19 protein-coding genes and 1 pseudogene are annotated in these 26,545 nt (G+C 50.7%); 10 read left to right on the top strand and 10 right to left on the bottom strand.

All coding sequences use genetic code 11. From position 1 onward, the window contains the following. Positions 1 to 15 precede the first annotated feature (15 nt). The 10 genes and pseudogenes from HCG48_RS17055 (at position 16) to HCG48_RS26895 (ending at position 10,958) form a co-directional block, all read left to right on the top strand. Positions 16 to 1,320 carry a TldD/PmbA family protein gene (locus HCG48_RS17055; protein ID WP_168570224.1) on the top strand — a complete coding sequence of 435 codons (1,305 nt, stop codon included), beginning with the start codon at positions 16 to 18 and terminating at the stop codon, positions 1,318 to 1,320. A gap of 45 nt (positions 1,321 to 1,365) precedes the next feature. Beyond that, on the top strand, positions 1,366 to 2,229 hold the full coding sequence (locus HCG48_RS17050; RefSeq protein WP_246259606.1) for a DUF3153 domain-containing protein: 864 nt from the start codon (positions 1,366 to 1,368) through the stop codon (positions 2,227 to 2,229). 426 nt (positions 2,230 to 2,655) lie between these two features. Further along, positions 2,656 to 3,063 (top strand): response regulator, encoded by a 408-nt coding sequence (locus tag HCG48_RS17045; protein ID WP_168570223.1) that lies wholly within the window; start codon positions 2,656 to 2,658, stop codon positions 3,061 to 3,063. A 399-nt stretch (positions 3,064 to 3,462) separates the two neighbouring features. Beyond that, on the top strand, positions 3,463 to 5,541 hold the full coding sequence (locus HCG48_RS17040) for a WD40 repeat domain-containing serine/threonine-protein kinase (protein WP_168570222.1): 2,079 nt from the start codon (positions 3,463 to 3,465) through the stop codon (positions 5,539 to 5,541). A 105-nt stretch (positions 5,542 to 5,646) separates the two neighbouring features. After that, a complete protein-coding gene (locus HCG48_RS17035) occupies positions 5,647 to 6,813 on the top strand; it encodes a serine/threonine-protein kinase (RefSeq protein ID WP_168570221.1) in 1,167 nt (388 codons plus the stop codon). A gap of 105 nt (positions 6,814 to 6,918) precedes the next feature. After that, positions 6,919 to 8,769, top strand: coding sequence for a serine/threonine-protein kinase (locus HCG48_RS17030; protein ID WP_168570220.1), 1,851 nt, complete (start codon positions 6,919 to 6,921; stop codon positions 8,767 to 8,769). Between the two features lie 109 nt (positions 8,770 to 8,878). Continuing rightward, positions 8,879 to 9,028 carry a hypothetical protein gene (locus tag HCG48_RS17025; protein WP_168570219.1) on the top strand — a complete coding sequence of 50 codons (150 nt, stop codon included), beginning with the start codon at positions 8,879 to 8,881 and terminating at the stop codon, positions 9,026 to 9,028. 22 nt (positions 9,029 to 9,050) lie between these two features. Further along, positions 9,051 to 10,196, top strand: a complete 1,146-nt coding sequence (locus HCG48_RS17020; protein WP_168570218.1) for a protein kinase domain-containing protein — start codon at positions 9,051 to 9,053, stop codon at positions 10,194 to 10,196. Between the two features lie 12 nt (positions 10,197 to 10,208). Next, positions 10,209 to 10,712, top strand: a pseudogene (locus tag HCG48_RS26900) (WD40 repeat domain-containing protein); the annotation flags it as partial. Beyond that, on the top strand, positions 10,692 to 10,958 hold the full coding sequence (locus HCG48_RS26895; RefSeq protein ID WP_375339342.1) for a WD40 repeat domain-containing protein: 267 nt from the start codon (positions 10,692 to 10,694) through the stop codon (positions 10,956 to 10,958). The pseudogene HCG48_RS26900 and the gene HCG48_RS26895, both read left to right, overlap by 21 nt. Positions 10,959 to 10,994: 36 nt before the next feature. On the opposite strand, the gene HCG48_RS17005 is transcribed toward HCG48_RS26895, so the two are convergent. The 10 genes from HCG48_RS17005 to gatA all read right to left on the bottom strand — a co-directional run bounded on the left by HCG48_RS17005 (position 10,995) and on the right by gatA (position 26,491). After that, positions 10,995 to 12,344 carry a helix-hairpin-helix domain-containing protein gene (locus HCG48_RS17005; protein WP_168570216.1) on the bottom strand — a complete coding sequence of 450 codons (1,350 nt, stop codon included), beginning with the start codon at positions 12,342 to 12,344 and terminating at the stop codon, positions 10,995 to 10,997. Positions 12,345 to 12,850: 506 nt separating this feature from the next. Further along, positions 12,851 to 15,415 (bottom strand): formylglycine-generating enzyme family protein, encoded by a 2,565-nt coding sequence (locus HCG48_RS26140; protein WP_246259604.1) that lies wholly within the window; start codon positions 15,413 to 15,415, stop codon positions 12,851 to 12,853. 63 nt (positions 15,416 to 15,478) lie between these two features. Beyond that, on the bottom strand, positions 15,479 to 16,549 hold the full coding sequence (locus HCG48_RS16995) for a VWA containing CoxE family protein (protein WP_168570215.1): 1,071 nt from the start codon (positions 16,547 to 16,549) through the stop codon (positions 15,479 to 15,481). 1 nt (position 16,550) lies between these two features. Further along, positions 16,551 to 17,612: an AAA family ATPase gene (locus tag HCG48_RS16990; protein WP_168570214.1), complete on the bottom strand. Its 1,062-nt coding sequence runs from the start codon at positions 17,610 to 17,612 to the stop codon at positions 16,551 to 16,553. A 30-nt stretch (positions 17,613 to 17,642) separates the two neighbouring features. Further along, positions 17,643 to 18,695 carry a hypothetical protein gene (locus HCG48_RS16985; protein ID WP_168570213.1) on the bottom strand — a complete coding sequence of 351 codons (1,053 nt, stop codon included), beginning with the start codon at positions 18,693 to 18,695 and terminating at the stop codon, positions 17,643 to 17,645. Continuing rightward, on the bottom strand, positions 18,692 to 20,014 hold the full coding sequence (locus HCG48_RS16980; protein ID WP_168570212.1) for a CHAT domain-containing protein: 1,323 nt from the start codon (positions 20,012 to 20,014) through the stop codon (positions 18,692 to 18,694). Before HCG48_RS16980 ends, HCG48_RS16985 begins: the two co-directional genes overlap by 4 nt. A 78-nt stretch (positions 20,015 to 20,092) precedes the next feature. Next, positions 20,093 to 21,025: a hypothetical protein gene (locus HCG48_RS16975; RefSeq protein WP_168570211.1), complete on the bottom strand. Its 933-nt coding sequence runs from the start codon at positions 21,023 to 21,025 to the stop codon at positions 20,093 to 20,095. 150 nt (positions 21,026 to 21,175) lie between these two features. Then, positions 21,176 to 23,830, bottom strand: coding sequence for a DNA polymerase III subunit alpha (locus HCG48_RS16970; RefSeq protein ID WP_168570210.1), 2,655 nt, complete (start codon positions 23,828 to 23,830; stop codon positions 21,176 to 21,178). A 162-nt stretch (positions 23,831 to 23,992) separates the two neighbouring features. Next, a complete protein-coding gene (locus HCG48_RS16965; RefSeq protein WP_210437063.1) occupies positions 23,993 to 24,892 on the bottom strand; it encodes an alpha/beta hydrolase in 900 nt (299 codons plus the stop codon). Positions 24,893 to 25,030: 138 nt separating this feature from the next. Beyond that, on the bottom strand, positions 25,031 to 26,491 hold the full coding sequence (gatA, locus tag HCG48_RS16960) for an Asp-tRNA(Asn)/Glu-tRNA(Gln) amidotransferase subunit GatA (RefSeq protein ID WP_168570209.1): 1,461 nt from the start codon (positions 26,489 to 26,491) through the stop codon (positions 25,031 to 25,033). Positions 26,492 to 26,545 lie beyond the last annotated feature (54 nt).

Raw genomic sequence — 26,545 nt, 5'->3', positions numbered from 1 at the left:
AGAGAAGCAGCTATCGTGAGCGAGCCTACCGTCGAGAAATTACTCAAACTAGCGGGCGAGAAAGCCGACTCGGCAGAAGTTTATTATTTATCGAGTCAAGATACGCCGATCGCCTTTGAAAACAACCGTCTCAAATCCTTACAAACCAAAGCCTTGCAGGGGGTCGCCCTGCGGGTGATTTGTAATGGAAAGCTCGGTTTTGCCAGTTCCACGGACCTGACCCGCTTGGAAGAGTTGGTGGACGCGGCGGTGCAAACGTCGGAAATTGGCGATGCGGTCGAGTTCGAGTTCGCCCGGGACCTGCACGTGGAATCTCCCCAAAGTCAGTACGTCCCGCCGACGACCCAAGCCTTAGTGGATTTGGGGCGCGATCGCATCGAACGGATCCACGAGTACAATCCGGATATTTTAGTAGACGTGAGTTTCCACGTGCGCCGGGGAACGGTGGAAATCGCCACGACCCACGACGTGCGCGCGCGGCGATCGAATCAGATCGTCACCGCCAGTTTGGGGGGGAATTTAGTTAAAGGCGAGGACTTCCTGCAAATTTATACCTACGACGTGGCGCGCGATCGCCCCGTCGATACCGATCGCCTCGTAGCCGAACTGATTCAAAAATACCAGTGGGCCGAACGTCGTGCCCAAGTCAACAGTGGCAGTTTCCCAGTCTTGTTCGTCCCCCGGGCCGCCGCGAGTACCCTCGGGGGGTTGTTCGATACGATTCTCTCGGGACAGGCGGTGGTACAGAACGCCTCGCCGTTAATCGATAAAGTCGGCGAACGGGTCTTTGACGAACGGTTCACCTTGTTTGAAGACCCGACCCTCGGCCCGTCGGCGTGCGAGTTCGACGACGAGGGGACGCCGACCCAAACCAAGGTGTTGATCGATAAGGGAGTGGTGAATGGATTTTACTGGGATCGGCGCTGGGCGTCCCGTGCGGGCTGCGTTTCCACCGGAAATGGCTTTCGAGGGGGATTGTCGCGTCCGGGGCCGGATTTGACCAATTTATGCGTGGCTCCCGGCGGCTTGTCCGTGGAAGCGGCGATCGCCTCGATGGAGGAAGGGATTATCGTGGAGCAAGTGCTCGGCGCCGGACAGTCGAACCAACTGGCGGGGGAATTTTCCGTCAATTTAGACCTCGGTTATAAAGTCGAGAAGGGTCAGATTGTCGGGCGGCTGAAAAATACGATGGTAGCGGGTAGTATTTTTGAAGCCTTTAACAATTTGGTAGATTTGGGCGATACGCCACAATGGATCGGCGGTGGCGCTTATCTTCCGAATATGTTGTTCGCCGAACTCGGGGTCGCCGCCCGTCAGTAAGGGACGGGAACGACTGGGAAACTGTTGTGTTGGTTGGAGGAAGTCGTGGAATCAGCGTGGTTGTGGATCGAGCGGGTTGTAGGGAAAGGCGGGTCGATGCTGGCGCGGCGGGGGCGAGAGTTGCTCCTGCTGTTGTTGGTTCCTTTGGTGTTGGGCGGTTGTGTGGACTACGACGTGGGGATCGAGTTTGACAGTCAAACCCACGGGACGATCGTGCAGCAGATCGAGTTGGGGGAGCGCTTGAGTGCGTTTAGCGGGGCGACGGCGCAATCGTGGTTGCAGAGTATCGAGCGGCGATCGCGCCAATTGGGCGGAAAGAGTCGGCGCCTCAACGATCGCCAGGTGCGGGTGGAGATTCCGTTTAATAATGGGGACGAGTTGGTGCGTAAGTTTAACGAGTTTTTCAATCCCGAGAGCGCCTCTCGAACGGAGGAGACTTTGGAAAGCGCCGAACTGCCCCAGTTGGAGTCGCACATGGCGATCGTGCAGCGCAATTTTTTGCTGGCGATTCACAACCGCCTCAGTTACGATCTGGATTTGCGATCGCTCGGCTTGTCTTCCCAGGAGGGTAAGTTACTCGTCGGTCCGGGGGCGTTGTTGGACCTGCACTTTCGCTTGACAACGCCGTGGGGAGCGAAGGTGTCGGCGCCGGAAGGGGCGATCGCGCCGGAGATGACCGACGACGGGCGCCAAGTGGTTTGGACCTTGCAACCCGGGGAGGCGAACCATCTGGAGGCGACGTTCTGGGTTCCGAGTCCGATCGGGATCGGGGCGCTGGCGATCGCCGCCTTGGTCGCCTTGGGGCATTTTGTTAAATACCGTTTGTTCCCGGCGTTAGGATTCGATCGCCGTCGCCGACCGACGAGCCAACCCGCGAAACCCGAAGCGGAAACCGTCGTCAACGGATAAGAATTCCCACCTCGGCAGGGGTTGGGGTAGGTTGGGGAGGGGCGATCGGCGATCGCTCCCCCTGCTTTGAAAAAATTTATTTTTCTACAAAATTATTTGAATCTATTGTTTAAAAATTGGCACTGACGAATAGATTCTCATCGGTCCGATCCCCCAAGGGTCCGTCCTTACCCCGGAGTTGATAAATGTGGAAAAAGCCAATCGGCTCCCTAGAAATTTGCAACGGTAAAAAACACAATTTGTAACGCAGAGAAAAGCCTGTATCGAAAGGCAAACATACGTTAAAGTTGTAGTAGAGATGGCGTCGCTCTCAGAGAACAGGGAGTTTGAAATCTAAACTGACGGCGGCGATAGACTGGCTCACCCCTTGCATTCAAACAGTCTATCCCACTTTGAACCGATCCATATCAAGTAGGGGGGAGAAAAATGTCCGAAAATAATAACTCAATGTTGACCGTCCTGGCGGTGGACGACAGTGTCGTCATGCAGGATTTAGTTAAGAAAGCTTTAAATCAAGACTATCGCGTCTTAGTGGCAGATAATGCGGTCGATGCTTTATCCGTGATTTATCACGAAAATATTTCCGTGCTGCTTCTCGATGTCTCGATGCCGGGAATTGATGGGTTAGAATTGTGTCGAACGGTACGGAATATCCCTCAGTTTCAAGATTTGCCAATTATTATGCTGACGGCTCGCGACGGACTGTTTGATAAGGTCCAAGGTCGTCTGGCGGGAGCCACTGAGTATTTGACGAAACCGTTTGATGCCCAAAAGTTACGGGAAGTGGTTAAGAATTTTGTCGGCTCCAATGTCGGTCAAGAATCAAATACTTAGGCGCCTTTTTAGAAACTTTTGATTGCACAACTTGGTTGGGGTGTGTTCCCTCGGGCGATCGCCGATCGCCGAGGAAAAGCGCTAGAATGGGCGGGTTTCGTGAGGGGAGCCGGATGGAAAGTTAAAGGAAGAAAAAATAGGCAAACGGCGAACCTTCAATAAAACGTAATAACAATTTAAAAAACGTAAGATTTAGGGCGATCCCGGGGATAACTATGACATTTTAGAGGAGATCCGGTCGTGTTCTTGGGCGTAGCCACGTCCCGTGAAGGGGTCGAGAAAGGCGATCGCCGAATTCTCGTTGTCCCCCGACTCGATCCTCCGTCGAATTGACAATCCTTATGTCACGAACGGGAAAATTAAGACTGTGTAGAAAGAATTTCCCCCTGAGCTGTCAGCATGAGTTACTGCCTCAATCCAAAGTGCGGGCATCCCCGAAATCCACCGGGAACGAAAATTTGTCAAAGTTGTGGCGCCAAATTACTACTCAAAGAACGGTATCGCGCCACCGATCCCTTGGGACGTGGGGGATTTGCCAGAACCTACCTGGCGTTAGATGAAGATCGCCTCAACAGTCGCTGCGTCATCAAACAACTTTTACCCCAATTACAAGGCTCGGTACAGTCGAAACAAGCAGCGCTCGAAAAAGCCATCGACCTATTTAATAAAGAAGCCGTTCGCCTTTACGAACTCGGAGAACACCCGCAAATTCCCGCTTTGCTGGCTTCTTTCGAGCAAGACAAACGGCTTTACCTAGTACAGGAATACATTCCAGGGGATACCTTATGGCAAGAATTAAATCGCTACGGACCGTTTAGCGAAGCCCAAATTTTAGAAGTTCTTGACTCGATCTTGCCCGTTTTGCAATTCATCCACGATGCGGGAGTGATCCACCGGGATATTACTCCGGTCAACATTTTGCGACGCAACCAAGGCAATTCCAACGGTAAATCGCCGCCGGACGGGTTCCGGGAGGATCCCGAGGCCCGCAGAGGGGGCGAACTGGTATTGATCGATTTTGGGGTCGCCAAACAACTGACCCATACTTCGCTGTTGCAAACCGGGACGAAAATCGGAACCGAAGGCTACGCCCCGATCGAGCAAATGCGAAGCGGTAAAGTCTATCCCGCCAGCGATTTATATAGTTTTGGGGTGACCTGCATTACCCTATTGACTCGGGTCAGTCCCGATCGCCTCTTCGACCCGATTAAAGGCTGGATTTGGCGGGATTACCTCGCCCGCGACGGTCGCTCGATCGATGAGGGACTGGCGGGTATCCTGGATCGCAGCATTGAAGATATGGTCGGCGATCGCTATCAATCGGCGAACGAAATGCTCGCGGCCCTCGACGCGATCGCCAAACCGCCGCCGTCGGCCCCGGTGACCCCTCCTCCCCGGACACCGACGAGTACCCCACATACGCCGATTCCCACCCCGGCGTCCTTTTCCTCTCGCGGGTCCGCCGCCGCCCTGCCGAAAGTCGCCACCCCTCCCGTGGTTCCCGCATCGGGCAATCCCATTCCCATGGGGCGATCGACGGGGGCTCACAACAGTAAAAGCGCCTGTGTGCGAACGGCGATCGGTCACACCTCCTGGGTCACCTGTTTGGCAATTTCGCCGGACGGACACCTGCTCGCCAGTGGCAGCATCGACGACAAAATCAAAATCTGGGACTTTCACTCGGGCCAACCCTTGCGAACTCTCTGCGGTCACGCCAAATCGATCAACGACTTGGCGATCTCGTCCGACAGTAAAATCTTGGCCAGTTGTAGCGACGACGATCGCGTCAAACTCTGGAATTTGACCAACGGTAAATTACTCGCGACCCTCGGCGAACACCTGCGCGACGTTAACGCCGTCGTCTTCGCCCCTCAAGGGTATCTGCTCGCCAGTGGGAGTGAAGACCGCCGGATTATTTTGTGGCGACTCGCCTGGAATGACAAAGGGGCGATCGATGCGGTTCCGATTCGCACCCTCGTCGGACGCCAGGGGATGATTAAATCTCTGGCGATCGCCCCGAATACCAAACTACTCGCCAGTGGCGGCATGGACAACATCATTCACGTCTGGGATCTACCCGCCAATCGCCCGATCTACAGTCTCTCCGGTCATTTCAACTCGATCAACGCCCTCGCCATTCACCCGCGCATTCCCATCCTCGCCAGTGGGTCTAAAGACAAAACCATCAAACTTTGGAATCTCTCCACGGGCGAACTCTTGTCTACCCTGTCCGGTCACAGCAGCATGGTCAATTCCCTGACCTTCAGTCCCGACGGGACCAGCTTGCTGAGTGGGAGTAGCGACAAAACCCTGAAGTTATGGCGTCTTTCCAAAACCAAATCCGGGGAACTCGCCGTGCTGCAAGCGACCTTCGACGGTCATCTCGGCGCCGTCAACGCCGTTGCTTTCACTCCCGACGGGAAAACGATCGTCAGTGGGAGTTGGGATAAAACGATTAAATTTTGGCAGCGTCCGTAAGGGAGGGGAAAACACGGAGAAGGCAAAAGTGAGACGGGAGTGGGAGGACAGGCATCAATCTCTCCATCTAAAATCTAAAATCAAAATTCTAACTTCTAAAATCCCATGACTTATTGCCTGAACCCGAGTTGTCCTCAACCGGAAAATCCGGCCAATACCCAATTTTGCATTGCTTGCGGGACGCAGTTGCGGCTCAAAGAACGCTATCGCGCGATCCGGGCGATCGCCGCCGGAGGGATGGGGCGCACGTTTTTGGGACGGGATGAAGATCGGCTCGATGCGCCGTGCGTTATCAAGCAGTTTTTTCCACAAAACCAGTCTACAAGCGCGATCGCCAAAGCGACGGAATTGTTCGAGCGCGAGGCGCGCCAACTCTATAGCTTGGGGGAACATCCGCAAATTCCCACCCTTTATGCGTATTTGGAACAAGATCGGCGGCTCTACTTGGTTCAAGAGTGGATCGACGGGCCGACGTTGTTGCAAGAACTGCGCGATCGCGGTCCGTGGAGTGAAAGTGAGGTGAAAGCACTATTGTGGGACTTGTTACCTCTGTTGCAATTCATTCACGAACGGGGCGTGGTTCACCGAGACCTCAAACCGGACAATCTGCTGCGACGGCGAGGGGATGGCAAGGTGGTGTTAGTGGATTTTGGGATTGCCAAACAAGGCAGCGCTACGGCAATGGCACAAACGGGAACCCGGGCGGGAACGCAAGGTTATGCGCCGATGGAACAATTGCGCGGCGGTCAGGCGTACCCGGCGAGCGACCTGTACAGTTTGGGGGTAACGGCGATCCAACTGTTGGTTGGCAAGATGCCGGAGGATTTATACGATCCGACGAACGGCGAGTGGGTGTGGCGATCGCAACTCGCGAAGCAAGGGAGAGCAGTAGAGGAAGCGTTCGCCGCGATTTTAGACAAACTGTTGCGCGAGTTGCTGCGCGATCGCTATCGACGGGCGACCGACGTGCTGCAAGATCTACAATTGCTCTCACAAAAATCGACGCGAGTGCAGGCGATCGCGCCGCCCCCACCGCCGAGTCCGCCGCCATCGATCGCCTCCCGGGGTGCGGTGGCTCCGTCGAGTTCGGATCCCATTAGCGCCGAATTGGAAGAAATTCGCACCCATTTCAGCCAAGCGACAGGTCGGAGTTCGCCGCCGTCGCCGCCGAGTCCGCCGTCTGGCCAGAAAAGGCAAGGGAAGGGCGATCGCTTCGATCCGATTCAAGCGGATTTGGAGGCGTTGCGATCGGAGTTTGGCGAGCAGGAGTGAAGCGTGAGGACGGGGACGAGCAGCATAAATTTCTCCCTCTAAAATCTAAACTCTAAAAGGAGCTTTTGCTCAATCTAAAATCTAAACTCTAAACGCTAAACTCTAATGACTTATTGCCTGAATCCGCAGTGCCAACAGCCGGAAAATCCGGACAACTTGCAATTCTGTCAGAGTTGTGGTGCACCATTGTGGTTGAGAAATCGTTACCGACCGATTAAACTGCTCGGGGAAGGGGGATTTGGGCGCACGTTTTTTGCCGAAGATCGCGATCGCCTCGACGCGCCTTGTGCGATCAAGCAATTTTTACCGTTGCCGCAAGTCCGACAAGACCCGCAACAGTTGGAAACGGCGACGAAGTTATTTACTCAAGAGGCAAAGCGCTTGTTAGAGTTGGGCGATCGCCCGGAAATTCCGACGTTATACGCCGATTTTGAACAAGACGGTCGGCTGTATTTGATTCAACAGTTTATCGACGGGAACAGTTTATTTGAAGAACTAGAAGCAAACGGGCCGTTTTCTTCTGAAGATATCGAAGATATTTTATTCGATTTACTTCCAGTTTTAGAATACATTCACGAGGCCCAAGTGATCCATCGCGATATCAAGCCGGAAAATATCATGCGGCGGCGAGAAGATGGCAAGTTAGTGTTAATTGATTTCGGGGTGGCGAAGCATTTAACGGGAACGGTTTTAGTCAAAACGGGGACGAAAATCGGCACCGAAGGCTACGCGCCGATCGAGCAATTGCGCGGCGGTAAGGCGTATCCGGCGAGCGACCTGTATAGTTTGGGGGTGACCTGCGTTCACTTGCTCACGGATAAAACCCCGGATGAATTGTACGATCCGACCAACGGGCGGTGGTTGTGGCGCGAGCAGTTGGAAAAACAGGGACGCACGATCGGCGATCGCCTCGAAAAGGTGTTAAATAAAATGTTGCAGGAGTGGGTCGGCGATCGCTATCCATCGGCCCGGGAGGCGATCGCCGATCTGGCTTGGAATTCCGGGACGATCGCACCTGCGGCGGCGCGTCCGGGGGCGATCGCCCGTTCGCGACTGCCCCAAGGGTGGAAATGCATTCACACCCTCGAAGCCCATCAAAATTACGTTATCGCCGTGGCGATCGCCTCGGACAATCAAACCCTGGTCAGTTGCAGTTACGATAAAACCATTAAGGTGTGGCATCTCGACACGGGCCATTTACTCGGAACCCTCACCGGACACCGAGGGTGGGTCAGTTGTCTGAGCATCGGTCCCGACGGTCGTTCCCTCGTCAGTGGTTCTTTGGACAATCGCCTTCTCTACTGGGATCTGGGAACGGGAACCTTGAAAGAAACCCTAACGGGACACAGCAGTTACCCGATCGCTCTAACGAGCAGTGCGGACGGCCAATATTTAGTCGCAGGGTGTTTCGACGGCACGATCGCGGTCTGGGACTGGAGTACGCGATCGTCGCTCGCTCAATTGGGCGGACACGCGGGGTCGGTAGAATCGGTAGCGATTTCGCCGGACAGTCGCACCTTAGCCAGTGGCGGCGGTTATGAAGATCGCACGATTAAACTGTGGGAGTTGTCCGGCGCCGAGTTAAAACAAAGCCTCGCCGGACACCGCGCCTCGGTTCGCGCTTTAGCCTTTACGCCGGACGGAACGCGGTTGGCGAGTGGCAGTGAGGATCGCACCCTCAAAATTTGGGATCTGGCGACGGGCAAAATTCTGCACGACCTCAGCCATCCCTCGGGGTGGATCCAGGCGATCGCCATTTCTCCGGACGGACGGGCGATCGCCACGGGCAGCCGCGATAGTACCATTAAAATTTGGCGTCTGGACACCTGCGAACTCCTCTATACTCTCAAATGGCATTCCGAACCCGTCACCTCCCTCACCTTCAGTCCCGATGGGTTGCGATTGGCCAGTGCCAGTTGGGACAAGACCGTCAAGATATGGCAGGCTATATTGTGACATCCTCCCGACGCTCACCCTTAACGGGTAGAGCGCGGGCTTCCCTTCCTCGCGGTTGGGTTTTCCTGCTTCATCGGGTCGCCGTCAAGTCCGAGCCCCGACGGGGAGAATGGGCTTCACCCTCGTGCTCGTCGTCGGCGCTGTCGTGTTCGGCCAGGATGACCGCTTGACCCTTCCTTCCCCCTGCCAGACCGTTCTCGATCCAGCCCTCGATCGTTCGATTCGGCGATCGCCTCCAACATTAACTCACTTACAATAAATTTATTGGTGTATACAAAATTATGAGTTATTGCCTCAATCCAGCTTGTCCGCATCCGGTCAACGCCCCCGACGCCTTCACCTGTGTGGCGTGCGAGTCGCCGTTACTGCTCAAACAACGCTACCAGGCCGTCAAACTGCTGGGAGAAGCGGGATGCTGCCGCACCTTTGAGGGGATCGATCGCGAACGACCGGGCGATCGTGTAGCGATCAAACAATACTTACTCGTAGACTTTTCCTCGCTAGGAGAAGACCTCGGCGATCGCGACGAACTCGATCGCATCCGCAACCTGTTCGAGAAAGAAGCCAGACGCTGGCAGATCGTCGGTCAACACCCTCAAATCCCTACGGTCCGCGCTTACTTCTGCGACGAACGCGCCTTATATTTAATTCAAGAATACGTCGAAGGCCACACCCTCCACCACCTCGACCAACCACACCCCTATACCGAAGCGCAAATTCGCCAATTCCTCGCCAACATCCTCCCCGTCCTCAAATACATCCACGATTCCGGGGTCATCCACCGCGACATCAAACCCAACAACCTGCTACAAAAACCCGACGGCGATCTGCTCCTGATTGATTTTGGCATTTCCCGCGACCTCGCCGATCGCCTCAGCCAGACCGGACTGTTCGTCGATGAAGGCTACGCCGCGCCAGAAATGCGCTTCCGGCAAGTCTATCCCGCCAGCGACCTGTTTAGCTTGGGGGTCACCTGCCTCGTCCTGCTCACCCAAGAGCGCACCGATCACCTCTACGACCCCCTGCAAGGACGCTGGATGTGGCGGGAATACTTACAGCAGAAACGTACCGACGTGAGCGATCGCCTCGCCCACCTTCTCAACAAACTCGTCAACCACAGCATTAACAAACGCTATCAATCCGCTCAAGAGGTCTTAGAAGACCTCCAGCAGCTCGAAGCCGCGACGATCCCGACTGCGGAAATCGCCAGTTCCCGAGCCGAGACTGCCTCATCCACTCCCCCCACGCCAGGATCCAATCCAGAGGAGGCGATCGCTCCCAAAACCTGGCAGCCCCTGCACCAGATCGACGCTCACGACGGCTGGGTGTGGTCCGTCGCCTTCTCTCCCGACGGTCAGCTCCTCGCCAGTGGCAGTTCCGATCGCACGATCGTCTTCTGGGATCCCGAAACCGGACAACGACGGTGAACCTTAAAAGGTCATTCCGATGGCGTCTACTCCGTCGCCTTCTCCCCGGACGGACTGGTCCTCGCCAGTGGCAGCCAAGATAAAACGATCGTCCTGTGGAATACCGAAACCGGGGAATCGATTCGCACCCTCGGTCAGTCCCTGTTCGGCGGTCACTCCTTACTCGTCAACGCCGTCACCTTCTCCGTCGAAGGCAAACTGCTCGCCAGTGGCAGTTGGGACGGCAAAATTATTCTCTGGAATTGGCGCAACGGTCAGCGCCTGCGAACCTTAAAAGGCCATAAAAGTTGGGTCTACTCCGTCGCCTTTTCTCCCGACGGCTTGCTCCTCGCCAGTGGCAGCCGCGACGGGACGATCGTCTTGTGGAACGTCCGTACCGGAAAAGAGCGCTGTACCCTCAATAGCAACGGTCTGCTCGTCAATACGGTCACCTTTTCCCCCGACGGCAAACTGCTCGCGAGCGGTCATTTCGACCAAACTATCGGCCTGTGGGACGTGGAAACGGGCAGCCGCATCCATACGTTTACCGGACATTGGGGACGGGTGAACGCTTTGGCGTTCAGTCCCGACGGAACGACGATGGCGAGCGCCCATTTCGAGAATACGGTCGTCCTCTGGGATGTCGGACAACGCACGATCGTCGATATCCTCAAAGGACATCGAGGGCGCGTCCTCACCCTGGCGTTCAGTCCCGACGGTCACAAGCTCGCTACCGCATCCGGCAAGGAAGAGAATAAAATTATTATTTGGCAAAAGCTGTGAGTGACTGGATCGGGGGGCGATCGCCGATGGCGTCGTCTATCTCTCAGTCAGCGAAGAAGCGCGCGCCGGGAACCCTGCGTTACACAGGGCTTCTACCGCGCCTTCGCTATCTTGCACTCGGAAACTGGCGCCGAAGCGCACGAGTTGCCGCCGTCCGCCCCCCTGGACGATCGCGATCACCGGAATTTTCGCTTTGTCTTTGTCGCCAACTTGTTCTTGCAGGATCGTCCGCAGGTTGTGGCTTTGTTGCATATCTCCCGCCTGGTCTGGGGTCAGTTCCACCATGACCATGCGGACTTGTTCCACGGGTTCGACATCGTTGACGATAATTTGGATTTTGTCGTCGCGGCGATCGCATTTCCCCCAAATAATCAGGCGCGTGTCCGGTTGGATATGCGCCGCAATCCGTTCGTAAGACTTGGGAAAGACCACCCCTTCCGCCGATCCGGTCAAGTCTTCCATCTGCACGATCGCCATGCGATCGCCTTTCTTGGTGACGATCGGTTTGACCTCCGTCAGCATCACCACCGCGCTGATGTAGGCGTCTTGGCGCTGGTCTTCTAACTGTCCCAACTCCACAGGCGCTAGCACTTTGGCCGATTTTTGAATGTCTTTGAGGGGATGGTCGGAAACGTAGAAGCCGAGTAGTTCTTTTTCCAAGCGCAATTTTTCTTGTTGCGGGTAATCGGGGACTTGTGGCGGTTTTGGCGCCCCTTCAAATTGGCCGTTGTCTGCCTTAGCTCCATTATTATTCCCATTGCCGAGCAGGTCGAACAGGTTGCCCTGACCGGAATCGCGATCGCGGGCCCGCTCTCCGGCCCATTTAATCACCGCTTCTAAATGCTCGATCGCCTGTCTGCGATTGGGATTGAGGCAGTCTAAGGCTCCGCATTGAATCAGGGATTCCAATCCCCGACGGTTGACCGTCCGCAAGTCCACGCGATCGCATAAATCTTCCAAGGATTTAAACGGTCCGTCCTTCTCTCGTGCCTGTAAAATGGCGGCGATCGCTGCATCCCCCACATTGCGCACCGCCGACAGCCCGAATAAAATTTTACCCTCTACCGGAGTAAAATCCACCCCCGAGCGATTGATATCCGGCTGCTCCACCTCAATCGCCATACTTCCACAGTTGGCGATATATTTATTCACCTTATCTTTATCGCCACTGTTCGCCGTCAGCAACGCCGCCATATATTCGACGGGATAATTCGCTTTTAAATACGCCGTTTGATAAGTGACGTAACCGTAAGCCGTCGAATGGGATTTATTAAAGCAATTCGACGCCACCAACCCATTTAACAACAAGAAATTATGATCCCGAACCACCCCAATATCGTAAACCCGCTCCGTTCCGACGCGCCGACGCGAAACAATTTTAACCACGACAATGACTCCCTAAATTGAACTTCTATTTTAATGATTTTAATGATTTTATAGCGCTTGGCTGAATAGATCTGTTCCCTCCTTCCGGAACGATCCCCCCAACTCCCCTTAAAAAGGGGGGCTTTTGAAAATCATGCAAGAAGTGTAATGTAATCATGCGATCGATTTCTCCAGTCGACGATGACAGTCACGTCCCCTTTCCAATAGAGATTAAAGAAAATTCTCTCCAAACACAAAGAGCATACCACTTCACCAAATAATAATGCTTCTGGCCACTTAAAAATCCTGTCATCTTGCTTTACAAAAAGCTAAAAGATAAGTCCCCCTTTTTAAGGGGGATTTAGGGGGATTCTCCCCAAAAAATAGGAATAAACCATTTCACTATTTCACTATTTCTTTATAAAGATTAACATCTCCTGGAGGCTCAAAAAAATACTCCCCTAATGGCGGGCAAGAAAAAAAGAAACAGTCAAAAAGTGAAAACAGAATTAAGAAGACAAAAAGAGTTACAAAACCCTTCCCGAACCACACGCCACACGAAAACCAAAGTTGACATCAATATCGTCGCGCGCGACGATGTAGCCATCGCGGTAAGTAGAATAACAATTATGAGGGTCGTTGTACCACGAACCGCCTCGAAGTGGAGAACGATTATCATGATTATCACCTACCCAAGCACTCCCATCCCTAGGGGCGCCTTCGTAGTTTCGATGCCAACTATCCGCACACCATTCCCAAACATTGCCGTGCAGGTCGTACAAACCGAAAGCATTCGGCGGAAACTGTCCCACCGGGGTCGTTTGCTCTCGAAATTGCCCTTTGGGTTCCTCAGCGTAGGTTGTACTCGCACAGTAATTTGCTAGCTCCCCCGTCATCGTTTCCCCAAAATAAAAAGGCGTCGTCGTCCCCGCCCGACAGGCATACTCCCACTCCGCCTCACTCGGCAGTCGGTATTCCTTCCCCGTTAATTTCGACAATCTCCCGCAAAACTCCACCGCATCGTACCAACTGACTTGTTCGACCGGGCGCTCGTCACTGTCTTCACGGTCTTTGAAACGGGCAGGATTGAGGTCGAGGTCGCGTTCCACTTTCAAGTCAGTTCGGGCGGCGATGGCCCTCCACTGAGCTTGGGTGACAGGATATTTCCCCATAAAGAACGGTGGTACGGTCACTTCATGTTGGGGGGTTTCTCTGTCATATCCTTCCCCATCTGGCGAACCCATCATAAATGTACCCCCCGGTATCGCCACCATTTCCAGAGGAACCGCCAGCTCGCTTTCCCCTTGCTGCTCCGTCGAGGAGGACTCGTTCATTTCTGGGATTCCCCTATCGAACACGAGGGCAATCCGTTCGGTGAAATAAGCGGCGCGATGCCGTTCCCGCTTGATAATTTCGCCGCGACGGTTGACGGTCACCGTTTCAAACTCGAACTGAGGTAACCTCCCGGAACCGCACGCCAAGCGAAAACCGCTGTCGTCGTTGATGCCGCCACGCGCGATGATGATGACGTCGTCTCGGTAAGCAGAACGGCAGAAAAGCGGGTTGAAAGACCACGAACCGCCCCGCAGTGGATAGCGATTATCATTATCACTTACCCAAGCACTCCCATCCCTAGGGGCGCCTTCGTAGTTTCGATGCCAACTATCCGCACACCATTCCCAAACATTGCCGTGCAGGTCGTACAAGCCAAATGCATTCGGCGGAAACTGTCCCACCGGGGTCGTTTGCTCTCGAAATTGCCCTTTAGGTTCTTCGGCGTAGGTTGTACTCGCACAGTAATTTGCTAGCTCCCCCGTAATCGTTTCCCCAAAATAAAAAGGCGTCGTCGTCCCCGCCCGACAGGCATACTCCCACTCCGCCTCACTCGGCAGTCGGTATTCTCTCCCAGTTAATTTGGACAGTCTCCTACAGAATTCCACCGCATCGTACCAATTAACTCGTTCTACGGGGCGCTCCTGACTGTCTTCAAAGTCTTTAAATCCGGCGGGATTGAGGTCGAGGTCTCGTTCCACTTTCAAGTCAGTTCGGGTGGCGATGGCGCTCCACTGGGCTTGAGTCACCGGATATTTCCCCATAAAGAAGGGTTGCACGGTCACTTCGTGTTGGGGGCGCTCGTCGTCATAACTCCCTCCTTCTGTTTCTGGCGAACCCATCATAAATGTACCCCCCGGTATCGCCACCATTTCCAGAGGAACCGCCAGCTCGCTTTCCCCTTGCTGCTCCGTCGAGGAGGACTCGTTCATTTCTGGGTTTCCCCTATCGAACACGAGGGGAATCCGTTCGGTGAAATAAGCGGCGCGATGCCGTTTCCGCTTGATAATTTCGCCACGACGGTTGACGGTTACTGTTTCAAACTCGAACTGGGGTAAGAAGATAGAGGAATTGATGCCTAAAGATTGACCGAGACGAGCAATTTCTCGCACCCGTTCGGTAGACTCCGATGGGTGTGACCCCTCGAACCACCAATCCCTAACAGACTTCGCAAATTGAATTAAGGTGGGATATTGGCCTAACTGAGGGCTGAGTTCGAGGATAATTCTTGTCAGTCGAGCTAATTCCGTTTGGCTCATACATTTGGCAAAGGCATCTTCGAGTTCTCGAACGACTTGTTGCTTTCCATCTTCCAAACAGACCATCGCCGCCCATTGTTGGGCTTGCAACTCGCTCGCCCGCAAGAAAGAATGGGTACGCGCCAAGTATTTGATGTAACTCAATAAAATCAGAGCAACTTTTTGTAAGTGTCCTTCACCGAATCCGCGTTCCTGGAAAAACACGTCGATATTTCCCAGAAGATATCCTCGAACTGCTGAATCCATGGCATACAGTTCGCTAGCGACTGGAGTAAATAAATCCGACAGTAGTAAATCGACTTGGGCAACCCAAGGCACTTGTCCCCGTAGAAATTGATGGCGCAAGTAGTTGAGCAGTTCGGGGGTGACAATTAAGGGAATCGCGGCATGATAGACCAGCAGCCGATAAGACTCATCAAAACGGCTCACGAAACGATCTACAATTTTTTTAGCCGATTCACTAATGGAGTTTTCGGCAACTAAACTATTAGCTGCAGCCATGATGCGTTCCCAAAATTAATCCCAAAATTAATCCCAAAATTAATCCCAAAATTAATCCCAAAATTAAGACAGTTTTTTCCCCATAATCGTATCGATAGCACGACTCATCCCTTGGGGAGTCATTGGATACATCGGCACTCGATAGGCAATCAGTTGGGCGGAAGTTCTGTACCAGCGTTGTTGAGGCATGGGATTTAACCAGGCCACCTGGTTCGTTTTTTGCCGGAGAAGGTCTAAAAAGCGAGTGGTTGCTTCAAATCTCTCGAAGCGGCGATACCCCCGAGCCGCTCCCCCATCGCTAACAATTAAGACACTGGTATTAGTGTTGCACGTTTTGAGCAGGTTAGAAAGCAAAATCGATTCTGTTAAATAGGGGTCTCGATAAATGCTCGTCGCTGGAACATTATGAAAATAATAAACATCTAACTTTTGTAAGCTACTTTCATCATTAGCTGTTTCTACTAATTCACGCATCACGTAGTGAAAAGGAGTCATTGACCCATTGCGGTCTACCAATAATAGCAAATGAGCGTGATTCGTTTCTTGGCGGGTATAAACTGGAGAGAGAAAAAAGCCCTGACTGGCGACGATTTTCACGGTTTCATCGACATCGAGGATATCTTGACAACCATCTTTGACCGGACGATTGACATATTGCCAATGATAAACCATAGCCCGCCGAGATAAGGGGAAATCTGCCGGAAAGGCCGTCGGTGTTTCTGTATCCGTAGCCACAAAAGGAGCGCGAGTAGGTAGGCTCGTAAAACGAGGGGTAGATGGTACTTCCCAGACTTCGGTGGTTTGAGGGGTAGTTGTTTTGATTTCAGCCAATGTTGAGGGTGACTTGAGCGGCGGTTGAGATTTAGAGGGCTGTTTGAATTCTTCGCTGGTTTGGCGCACTGCGGTTGCCAAAGTGACCTTAGCGACATCCCAAATCCCTAAAAATTGTTCTTGTTGAGAGGGAGACTGACACCATAAAAGTTGCAGAGTTTCTTTACAGTCTTCTTCATTGCTGCACCATCCACCGTTGAGGGCTTTTAAGGCGGCTAAATATTCGCTAATCCCCAGCTTAAAATCGATTCGCACCCGCTTAAATATTTCATCGAGGATTTGTCTCCCATCGAAGCTCTCCATATTATGAAACCTTCCAGTCTTTCAGCCAATCTTCGGAATGTTTGAATAGCAGTTCCCGATGAGGAATCGGATAATATTTAGTGAGTTGTTTTGCTGGATTGACCAGTTCGTTGTCAAAATTCCTCAAGGCTTCCAGCCAATCTAAAAATTCACTGGTTCCCGGTTTTTTAACCAGGCTTTCATCTTCCCGAATTTTGAGAAAACATTCAATGCTGCGGTCTATAATTTCCCCGTCTTCCCTGGAATGGGTGGCTGTAGTTCTCTCTAGTTGCTTCTGTTGATTTGCTTGGTCGTCGTGAGTTCGGACAATTTCTTTCAGTCGATCTTTTGGAAATTCAATATAAAAATAAATACAACGCCGTAAAAAAGGAGCGGGAAGGTTCCCTTTTTCGCGATTGCTGGTAATTATCACAATCGGTCGGTTATGTTCTGTCGCCTCAATTACTTCTCCTGTTTCGGGAATCTCGAATTTCCACGGCTCATCCAACACCGTTAATAAATCATTGGGAAAATCGATGCTCGCTTTATCAATCTCGTCAATTAAAACAACTGAGGGGCAACTTTTAAAATCAAAAGCTTTGCCTAAAGCTCCTAATGTTCGATAATCTTTAGGATTGCTGGGATTGCGTCTTTGGGTGGGTTGTTCGTCTTCGATGGGATTGGTTTGCAATGTATCGCTTGACCCGGCTGTAGGTTGACTGCATTGCGGAGTGAATTGCCGAGTGAATTGCTGAATTTGAACGTCGTGCAAGCGTAAAATAGCATCGTAAGTGTAGAGTCCGTCCTGAGCTTTACTGTTAGAACGAACATCCCAGCGATAGTAAGGCAATCTCAATTGGTGGGCCACTGCTCTCGCCAATCGCGTTTTACCGCAGCCTGCTTCCCCTTCTAAAAGTAAAGGTCGCCGCAAATAAATTGCCAGGTTAACGGCTTTAATTAAGCCCGATTGAGGATCGCAATAATAGGGTTCTGGCTCTTGGGGGATATTATTTTCAATTTCTTTAGGGATGGTTTCTAACTGGTATTTAGGATCGATATAAAAACGCTCTGTTACTCGACTCATGAGGAAATTGCAGGTGTTTTAAGGGTTTGGCTAGGCGTTTTGTAAATACTCGATTAATCTGTCTCGAAAAAAATCGTAAACGCGCTCGGGTCTTCTATCGGTAGAACGAACAATTGAAAGGGATTGTTCGACAATCTCTGACGGTAAACAGGAGAATTTGTACAACCAATCCTCTATTTCTTTTATTTCGCATGGTTCTAAAGGCAATTCAATTATTTTACTGCGATCGAACTTTTTGGAAGATTCACATATATAATCTGCTGTAATTTTAATATATATTTCAACTTCAAATAAAAAAATAACCTTGAGTAATCGATGTTGACTCGCCAACAGAGTTATACGCTCGATCAAATGATTCCAAAATTTTTTGATAAACCAATCCCAGAAACTCTCATTTTCCAAGAGAGAGTCATACCCTTTGATGTGAAATAAATAAGTATGGCCGGAGTCTTGCTTGGGAACTAGATGATAGAAACGATCGGCGATCGCAGCTATAATTTCTTGTTCATTTAAGTTGTCCCAATATTGCCTAATATTTAATTCATTGGCAAGTTGCAATAACAAGCTCTGACAATTTATATCTCCCCCTAAATAACCAACTCTTTTAATATGAAACTTACCTTCCGCCGTATTTTTTGATAAATAATGAATCAACCTTTTATGACAATACTTACCTCCTCGATTCCAGCAATCTTTTAAAATAAAAATTCCTGCATTTTCCCTATATTCTAGCTGTTCTAATATGTCTTCAAAGGTTTTTAAAGTAAGTTTGTGATCGAAATTTAACAACCTAGTTTCGGCCATTTTATTAATATCATTAGGATTTTTATAAATATCGTCTGGTATTGACAAACATAGGTTCATTGCTGCTAAAACAGAGTTAATACTCTCCAAACCACAGCCCCCCGGTGCAGTTGCCCACTCAAGTAAGGCAATCGCTTTACTTGTTTGATCTTTATCTTCGGAAGGGAGGAGATTTTTAGGAACTTTAAGTTTAAAGCATAACTTTTTAAATTGAGCTGGAATCATTTGTTCTAAGATATCCAGTAGCTCGTCTTCGTTGTATTCTCTGCGGCGGTTCATTTCAACAACTCATTGACAGCATTGTTTATATTTTCCAGCCCGCATCCACCCGGTGCAGTTGCCCATTCAAGTAAGGCAATCGCTTTACTTGTTTGGTCTTTATCTTCGGAAGGGAGGAGATTTTTAGGAACTTTAAGTTTAAAGCATAATTTTTTAAATTGAACGGGAATCATCTGCTCTAAAATATCCAGTAACTCGTCTTCTTTGAAGATAATGTCATCATCCGGGGTCTCAGCTTGTAAAAATAAATAACCATCTCTACTGTTCATGTAGAGGATAGGGGTAGCAAAATCTTTCTGCTCGTATCCCTTATCGAGTGACAGATTAAATCGAGCTTGTTGTACGGCGACATCAACGGGATGACCTTTGATGATTTCATCATAAAAATCCCCGACAAAACAGCTAGCGGTCTGATTGGATATTTTATACTGCATTGCAATCACGATCGCAATTCCTTGCAGCATTAAATGAGCGGCGACGCTACTAAATGCCTCCAATTCCGACTCTTGCGCTGTTTCACAAGCTTGCAAGAGAACAATTTTAGGACGATGCTGATTGAATAGGTTACTAAAAAAGCTTGCCGTTTTCCAATCGGGTTCGCCGGATTCCGTGACCCAGGCAATTTGTCCCAATTGACCGTGACCGATGAAATGAAAAATATCGGGTTGAGTGTCTCTGAGTTGGGCGGCAACTTTTCGGGGGGTCGCCGGATTGATGACGGGTAAAAAATCAATATCTTTGTGTTGCGTGGCAAGATGATTTAAATGGCTTTCGACTTGTCGATATTCGACATTTTTTAATTGAGAATCGGCGATCGGTCTGGCAACAACCAAAGCAATTTTAAGGCGGTTTTCTGGCTCGATTTTGAGCGATCGCCGATCGCTGTCTTCAAGGTTATATCGAGTCCGAAAAAAGCTCAGTTTCGGATCGGTTGCAAATCGAATTTCACCCTGTTGATATCGTTTGGGCAAACAAATAAATTCCCAAGGATAAGCCACTAGTTCTGGCAAGGCTGTTTCATTAATGGCCAGAATAATTTCTAAAGTTTGTTGTTTATCTAGAACGACTTGTTGATAATAAGTTAAGAAATGCTCTCTTAATTGACTGTCAAACAAACAATCAAATAAAGCTTCCCCTACTGTCCGAATCGCATTTCCTACTAACTGCGAAGAATCCGTCAGCATCGATTGAATGCGATCGTTTAGGCGATCGCGATTCAACGTTCCACTCGATTCATTCGGGCTTTGAAATTGCGGATTCCAAAATTGGACTCGAACCGAATCTTTATTCGGAATACAAAGATGATATCGGTAGTTCATTTTTGAGTTTCATTTTGTTTTATTTTAAGTTTTAACCTGTAGAGACATGGCAATACCGTATCCTTCCCCTCGGTCTATTTATCCACGAGGTAAGACGATCTTATGCCGACCGACCCACTCTTCTTTTTGACCTACGGCAAAGCTTCTCGCAATGGTTCTTTCACTTCCAAATTTATCTTTTAAATACCCAGGAAGTGCATCGATCGCATCGCCGAGTTCGCGGTTCCACCAATCTACATCGGGTTCGATCCAAACTTCACCTGTGAAGGCGATCGCCTCCCATCCTTTAGGAACCTTGAGAATCAGATTAAATTCAATTTGCGATCGCCCTAAAAGTTGTGGTTTCTCGATCCGCCAAAAGCATTCGGAACAATCTTTCCCTTGAGCAAACAATTCAAATTTGCCGAGTTGATACTTTAACCCTTCTAAAACCGTAAATGCTTTGAGTCGATCTTTCGTTCCTACATTCGCTTTAAACTCATTGTATTGAGGAAGATTAACCAGCTTAGAAAGGTCGGCAGCATCGACCCCCGCTTGAATATCTAAATTCGCATCTAAACCCAAGCTAATTTCAACCCCCGATTTAACAATCCATTGCCACTGACTATCCGGACAAAGACGGTGGACGATTGGCGCTTCGTTCCCTTCGGAATGAAAGTTAATTTTGCATTCTAAACGAGCAATAATTACATTCTCTTGAGGTCGAGGATTGACGCTCAATACCAAAGAATAAAAATCAAACTGATTCATTAATTGCCGAGTTTGATAATTTAACTCGACTCCTTGACCTTCAAATTCTTCTGCAGTGAGTGGAATTAAGCGACTGCGCGGGTCTCCAAAAGTCACTGTCGTTTCTTTGAGGCATCGAACGGCGGTTTTCCCTCTGGCGAGATCTTCCGCTTGACCGCCAGCTAAATCGGCACTCTGTCGCGTGACTTCTTCGAGTAAGTCCGTTAACAACTGCTGTGATTCTTCGAGATTAGGCGGGATGGAGTTGGGATTGACGGTCATTTGAAACCTCTAACTCTTCGTGTTTATACGATTTTCGTACACCCTCAAGGGAGATGCACGACCTTTAGGGACACGACGTTGCCGTATCCCTACCCTCAATCTCTGCAAAAGCGCTATCACTTATAAAGCGATCGCTTTATTTTAAATCGATTAACTCACCAGAGGAAGATCCCACTGACTGGCGTTCTCTACCCGCTTCAAACCGAGATTCTTCTCGAAAATCTCGTCAATAGGCAGCATTTGACCGTCCTCAGTCATAAACTTATGGTCGGGAGTCGCGCGAATAATGTCACCTGTTTCTAACACGTACTCGTACACTTCCTGGGTGCCGCGATCGTGCCATTGGGCGATCGCCTGAGTGTAAATATATCCGTTGCGATCGATTGTATAAATCGTACAGTCGATCCGTTCTTCGACAATTTTACCAATCGGTATCGGTCCGTATTCTACAGTGAGAATTTCCGTCTCGTAGGTCAAACAATATTCTGCAAATTTGACCATTTGCTCGAATAAATTTTCCGCAATCTTTTGCGAAATTCCGTTCTTCGTCGCCCCGTCGATAAACGTTTCGCGGTGCTTCTGCATTTCCGAGAGTTTCTTTTTCCCCATCGCGCGCCGCAGCAAGTCCGCTTGACCCAAAGAATATCCCGCTAAATCTTGAGCCATTTTCATGATCTGCTCTTGATAAACGAGAACCCCATAAGTCTCATTTAAAATCGGTTCTAACGCTTGATGGTCGTATTGAATCTCTTCTTTCCCGTGTTTGCGATTGATAAACTTGGGAATCAGACCCGCGTCTAACGGTCCGGGTCGGTACAGTGCCAAAATTGAGGAAATATCCTCAATACTCGACGGTTTCAAATCGCGCACTACTTGGCGCATTCCCGACGATTCTAACTGAAAGATCCCTTCTAGATCTCCCCGTTCGAGAACGCGATAAGTTTTATAGACATCTTGCGGTAATTTCTTAACCTCGCTGCGCTTTAAAACCGCTTGCGCTTTCCGTTCTTGGGCGGGCAAATCGTAGGGGTCGATCTGAATTTTATTGGTTTGGTAAATATACTCTAAAGTTTGCTGAATGGTGGTTAAATTTTTTAATCCTAAAAAGTCCATTTTTAGCAGACCCAAGGATTCTAAATCTTCCATCGAATATTGGGTGATCACTGCCCCGTCATTATTGCGTTGTAACGGGACAATTTCATCGAGGGGGTCGGCTGAAATCACGACCCCCGCCGCGTGAACGCCAAAAGTTTTATTCGTTCCTTCGATGCGGATGGCCATGTTGACCCAACGACGCACGATTTCGTCGTTTTCATATGCTTGTTTAAAGGCAGGTTCTGGGGTTTCGTCGGAAATCATCACCGAGAGTTTGGTCGGTTTTCCGCGCGAAACGGGAATCATTTTGGCCATTTCATCGGCTTGTTTGTAGGTGATTCCCAATACCCGCGCTACGTCTTTCAAGACCGCTTTGGAGGTCATGCGGTTGAAGGTAATAATTTGCGCGACTCGATCTTTTCCGTAGCGTTCGGTGACGTATTCGATGACTTCATCCCGGCGTTTGATACAAAAGTCCGTATCGATATCGGGCATGGATTTACGTTCGGGATTTAAAAATCGCTCGAAGAGTAAGCCGTGATGGACGGGGTCGATATTGGTAATTTGCAAGCAATAAGCGACGAGAGACCCGGCGGCGGAACCGCGACCGGGTCCGACGGGAATGTTACGATCGCGCGCGAATTTAATATAGTCCCAAACGACGAGAAAATACATGGAAAATCCCATCTGTTGGAGCATTTTTAGCTCGTATTTCAGCCGTTCTTGATACTCTTGGGGAATTTCTTCGCGGCTTTTGATATTTAAACGATCTTCTAATCCTTTCCAGGAAAGTTCCTCGACGTAAGTTTCGGCGGTGTAACCGTTTGGAATCGGAAAGTTAGGGCTGCGCGGTTCGCGTAAAATATCTTTGTAGGGTTCGACTTTATCGGCGACTTCTAAGGTAGTGGCGATCGCCTCCTGGATGATATCGTCGGGTAAATGATCTCTAAATAATTTCGCCATTTCTTCGGCGGATTTGAGATATTCCGTCCCCGAATATCTCATGCGTTTTTCTTCGATAATTTGCTTGCCCGTTTGAATGCACAATAAAGCATCGTGGGCTTCGACGTCTTTACAAGAAATAAAATGGGAGTCGTTGGTCGCGACGATTTTAATATCGAGTTCTCGCGCAATTTTAACGATTTCGACGTTAACAATCCGGTCTTCGGGGGATCCGTGATCTTGAATTTCTAAATAGTAATCGTCGCCGAATAAATCTTTGTACCATTGGGCGACTTTACGGGCGACTTCGGGTTTACCTTGTAAGATCGCTTGCGGAATTTCACCCCCCAAACAGGCACTGGTGACGATCAATCCTTCGTGATATTGTTCGAGAAGTTCTTTGTTGATACAAGGACGAGCAAAAATACCGTTTCCGTGGACACCTTCCAAATGTGAAATACTTGTGAGTTTGACGAGGTTTTTATAGCCTTGGCTATTTTTAGCGAGAACGACTTGATGATATTTGCGCGGACGTTTGGTGGTGTTGAGGGGTTCGTTAATGACATACATTTCGTTGCCGATAATGGGTTTGATCCCTTTGGTTCGGCAGGTTTTAATCAGTTCGATCGCCCCGTACATGACGCCGTGGTCCGTGAGGGCGATCGCGGGCATTCCCAATTCGACGGCGCGATCGATCATTTGGGGAATTTGACTGGCACCGTCGAGTAAGCTGTAATCGGTATGGATGTGAAGTCCGACAAAAGACATAGGATTTGTTGGGATTTTAGAGTTCAAATTTTAGATTTTCGACGTTCGATTTTCCATTGAGGAAATCGGGAGTTGAAATTGGATTGTAGCGCTCGTGTTGCCCGCCCCACAGACTTTCGGACGGGAAAAATTGTTGCCGAGCAAAATTAAAAGAGACCTGCCCTAGGGATTTTTGGCTTCTAACGGATTCGTGATGGCGACTAAGTCTTCCATCGCCTTAAAATAGCGTTCTCGGGCGATCGCGCCGATGTTGTGGTGATCGGCTTCGGGAATCATTAACAGCCGTTTGGGTTCGGGGGCAGCATCGTACAGTCGCGCACTCATCGAGGCGGGGACGACCGCATCTCGGGCGCCGTGAACGAACAAAATCGGCATGTTCAGGGTGCGAACTTTGCTCAGGGAGTCGAATTCGTGGGTGAGTAGGAAATCGACGGGGAACACTTGAAAGAAAGGATATTGATAATCGACCATATCCCGCATCGAGGTAAAGCTGGCTTCGACGATCGCCCCGGCAGCATTGGGGTTTCGGGCCGCTAAATCGATCGCCACGGCCCCACCGAGGGAATGTCCGTAAATAAAGATCTCTCCCGGTTGGATCCCCCGTTCCCGGGTCAAGTAATCCCACGCCCGTTCGGCGTCGCGGTAAACGCTGGTTTCCGTGGGGAAATCCCCCTGCGATCGCCCGTAACCGCGATAGTCCACCAACAACACCGAAAACCCAAATTCACGAAAGCGCAAAGCCGCTTCTAAATTGGCGCCGACATTACTCCCATTGCCGTGTAAATACAGCAACACTCCCGTCGGGCGTTCTCCCTCGGGATGGGGCAGCCACCAACCGTGAATCCGTTCGCCTTTCCTGTTATCCGGAATGTCGAGCCAAATATCTTCGTAAGCGACACCGTAATCGGCGGGAGAGGTATGGATTGCCCTCGTCGGAAAGAAAATAAAGCGATTCTGTCGGGCGAACAAATACAGACAGATCCCACCGTAGGCGATCGCCCCCATCAGCGCGATCGCGATCGGCCACTTCCAACTACTCGCCAGCCAAGCCAAACTCTTCATCTCCCACTCCTTGCGATCGGCGATCGGGGATCGAGAATCGGGACGCGGGAGTCCAGTTCGCCCACGCAACAGACACTCCCTCAACCCTCTCTCCCGTCCCCCGGGGTCTCGTTATCCCCATTCGGGCAAACAGGTTCCTCAAACTTGAGTCGGTTTGCGTAAGTGCCACTCGGTTGCTTGTTCGTAAGCATACGCCACTTCAAACAACAAATCTTCGCGCAAGACATTACCGATCAACTGCATTCCGATCGGCAAACCCTTATCGTCGAAGCCGCAGGGCAAGCTAATCGCGGGCAGTCCCGCCAGGTTCACCGGAATTGTCATCAAGTCTAACAGGTACATGCTCAAAGGATCGTCGGTCTTTTCTCCCGCTTTAATTGCCGTGGTCGGGGCTGTCGGACAAACCAACACGTCCACTTGCGCGAAGGCGCGATCGAAGTCTTCTTTAATTAAGGTGCGGACTTTCTGCGCTTTGAGATAGTAAGCGTCGTAATAACCCGCAGACAGGGCGTAGGTGCCGATCGCGATCCGGCGTTTGACCTCTGCCCCAAAGCCTTGGGCGCGGGTTTTGGCGTACATCTCGCCGAGATTTTCGGCATTTTCCGCCCGAAATCCGTATTTAACCCCATCGTATCTGGCCAAGTTCGCCGACGCTTCCGACGGGGCCAGGATGTAGTAAGTCGGCAAGCCGTAGCGGAAACGGGGACACGAAACCACTTGAATTTCGGCGCCCAATTCTTGCAGCAATTCCATCGAAGCGGTCACGGCCCGTTCGACTTGGGGATCTAAGCCTTCGCCAAAGGTTTCTTTGATAATCCCGATCCGCCGTTGTCCTTTCGGTTTTAAGTTCGGTTTGACCGATTTGAGATAGTCCGGAATCGAGACATTTAAGCTGGTGGCGTCTTTGCGATCGTATCCGGCGATATGTTGGAGTAAGGTGGCCGCATCTTCGACGGTGCGACCGAACGGCCCGATTTGGTCGAGGGAAGAGGCGTAGGCGACTAAGCCGTAACGGGAGACGAGTCCGTAGGTCGGTTTCATCCCGACGACGCCACAGAAGGAGGCGGGTTGGCGAATGGAACCCCCGGTATCGGAACCGAGGGCGACGGTGCATTCTTCGGCGGCGACGGCGGCGGCGGAGCCTCCGGAGGAGCCTCCGGGCACGCGATCGAGGTCCCAAGGGTTGGCGGTCAGTCCGAAGGCCGAGTTTTCGGTGGAACTGCCCATCGCGAATTCGTCGAGGTTGGTTTTGCCGACGACCACGGCCCCGGCGTCGCGCAGTTTTTGGGTGACGGTGGATTCGTAAGGGGGAATGTAGTTTTCGAGGATTTTAGAGCCGCAAGTGGTGCGAATGCCTTCGGTGCAGAGGTTGTCTTTGACGGCGATCGGAATGCCTTCGAGCAGTCCGATGTCTTCTCCGGCAGCAATTTTGGCATCCACCTGGCGAGCTTGTGCCAAGGCTCCATCGGCGGTGATGGTGAGGAAACTGTGCAGTTTGGGTTCTAAAGCTTCGATCCGTTCGAGGGTTTCTTTGGTAATTTCGACGGCGGAACGCTCTTTTTTAATAAGTTGTTTGTGTATCTCCCGGATGGATGCCATACTTCTACCTTCTGTGTGAATTCCAGGTTAACCAGACTTTATTGTACGGTTCTC

Source organism: Oxynema aestuarii AP17, from assembly GCF_012295525.1.
Taxonomy (GTDB): Bacteria; Cyanobacteriota; Cyanobacteriia; order Cyanobacteriales; family Laspinemataceae; genus Oxynema; species Oxynema aestuarii.
Note: the sequence above shows the minus strand (reverse complement) of the source record. Positions and strands in the feature narration are given on the sequence as shown.

Excerpts from the sequence above, each read along its gene's own strand:
- HCG48_RS17045 (WP_168570223.1), top strand. The coding sequence starts at position 2,656 with ATGTCCGAAAATAATAACTCAATGTTGACCGTCCTGGCGGTGGACGAC.
- HCG48_RS17040 (WP_168570222.1), top strand. The coding sequence starts at position 3,463 with ATGAGTTACTGCCTCAATCCAAAGTGCGGGCATCCCCGAAATCCACCG.
- HCG48_RS17035 (WP_168570221.1), top strand. The coding sequence starts at position 5,647 with ATGACTTATTGCCTGAACCCGAGTTGTCCTCAACCGGAAAATCCGGCC.
- HCG48_RS17030 (WP_168570220.1), top strand. The coding sequence starts at position 6,919 with ATGACTTATTGCCTGAATCCGCAGTGCCAACAGCCGGAAAATCCGGAC.
- HCG48_RS17025 (WP_168570219.1), top strand. The coding sequence starts at position 8,879 with ATGGGCTTCACCCTCGTGCTCGTCGTCGGCGCTGTCGTGTTCGGCCAG.
- HCG48_RS17020 (WP_168570218.1), top strand. The coding sequence starts at position 9,051 with ATGAGTTATTGCCTCAATCCAGCTTGTCCGCATCCGGTCAACGCCCCC.
- HCG48_RS26140 (WP_246259604.1), bottom strand. The coding sequence starts at position 15,415 with ATGGCTGCAGCTAATAGTTTAGTTGCCGAAAACTCCATTAGTGAATCG.
- HCG48_RS16995 (WP_168570215.1), bottom strand. The coding sequence starts at position 16,549 with ATGGAGAGCTTCGATGGGAGACAAATCCTCGATGAAATATTTAAGCGG.
- HCG48_RS16990 (WP_168570214.1), bottom strand. The coding sequence starts at position 17,612 with ATGAGTCGAGTAACAGAGCGTTTTTATATCGATCCTAAATACCAGTTA.
- HCG48_RS16985 (WP_168570213.1), bottom strand. The coding sequence starts at position 18,695 with ATGAACCGCCGCAGAGAATACAACGAAGACGAGCTACTGGATATCTTA.
- HCG48_RS16980 (WP_168570212.1), bottom strand. The coding sequence starts at position 20,014 with ATGAACTACCGATATCATCTTTGTATTCCGAATAAAGATTCGGTTCGA.
- HCG48_RS16975 (WP_168570211.1), bottom strand. The coding sequence starts at position 21,025 with ATGACCGTCAATCCCAACTCCATCCCGCCTAATCTCGAAGAATCACAG.
- HCG48_RS16970 (WP_168570210.1), bottom strand. The coding sequence starts at position 23,830 with ATGTCTTTTGTCGGACTTCACATCCATACCGATTACAGCTTACTCGAC.
- HCG48_RS16965 (WP_210437063.1), bottom strand. The coding sequence starts at position 24,892 with ATGAAGAGTTTGGCTTGGCTGGCGAGTAGTTGGAAGTGGCCGATCGCG.
- gatA (WP_168570209.1), bottom strand. The coding sequence starts at position 26,491 with ATGGCATCCATCCGGGAGATACACAAACAACTTATTAAAAAAGAGCGT.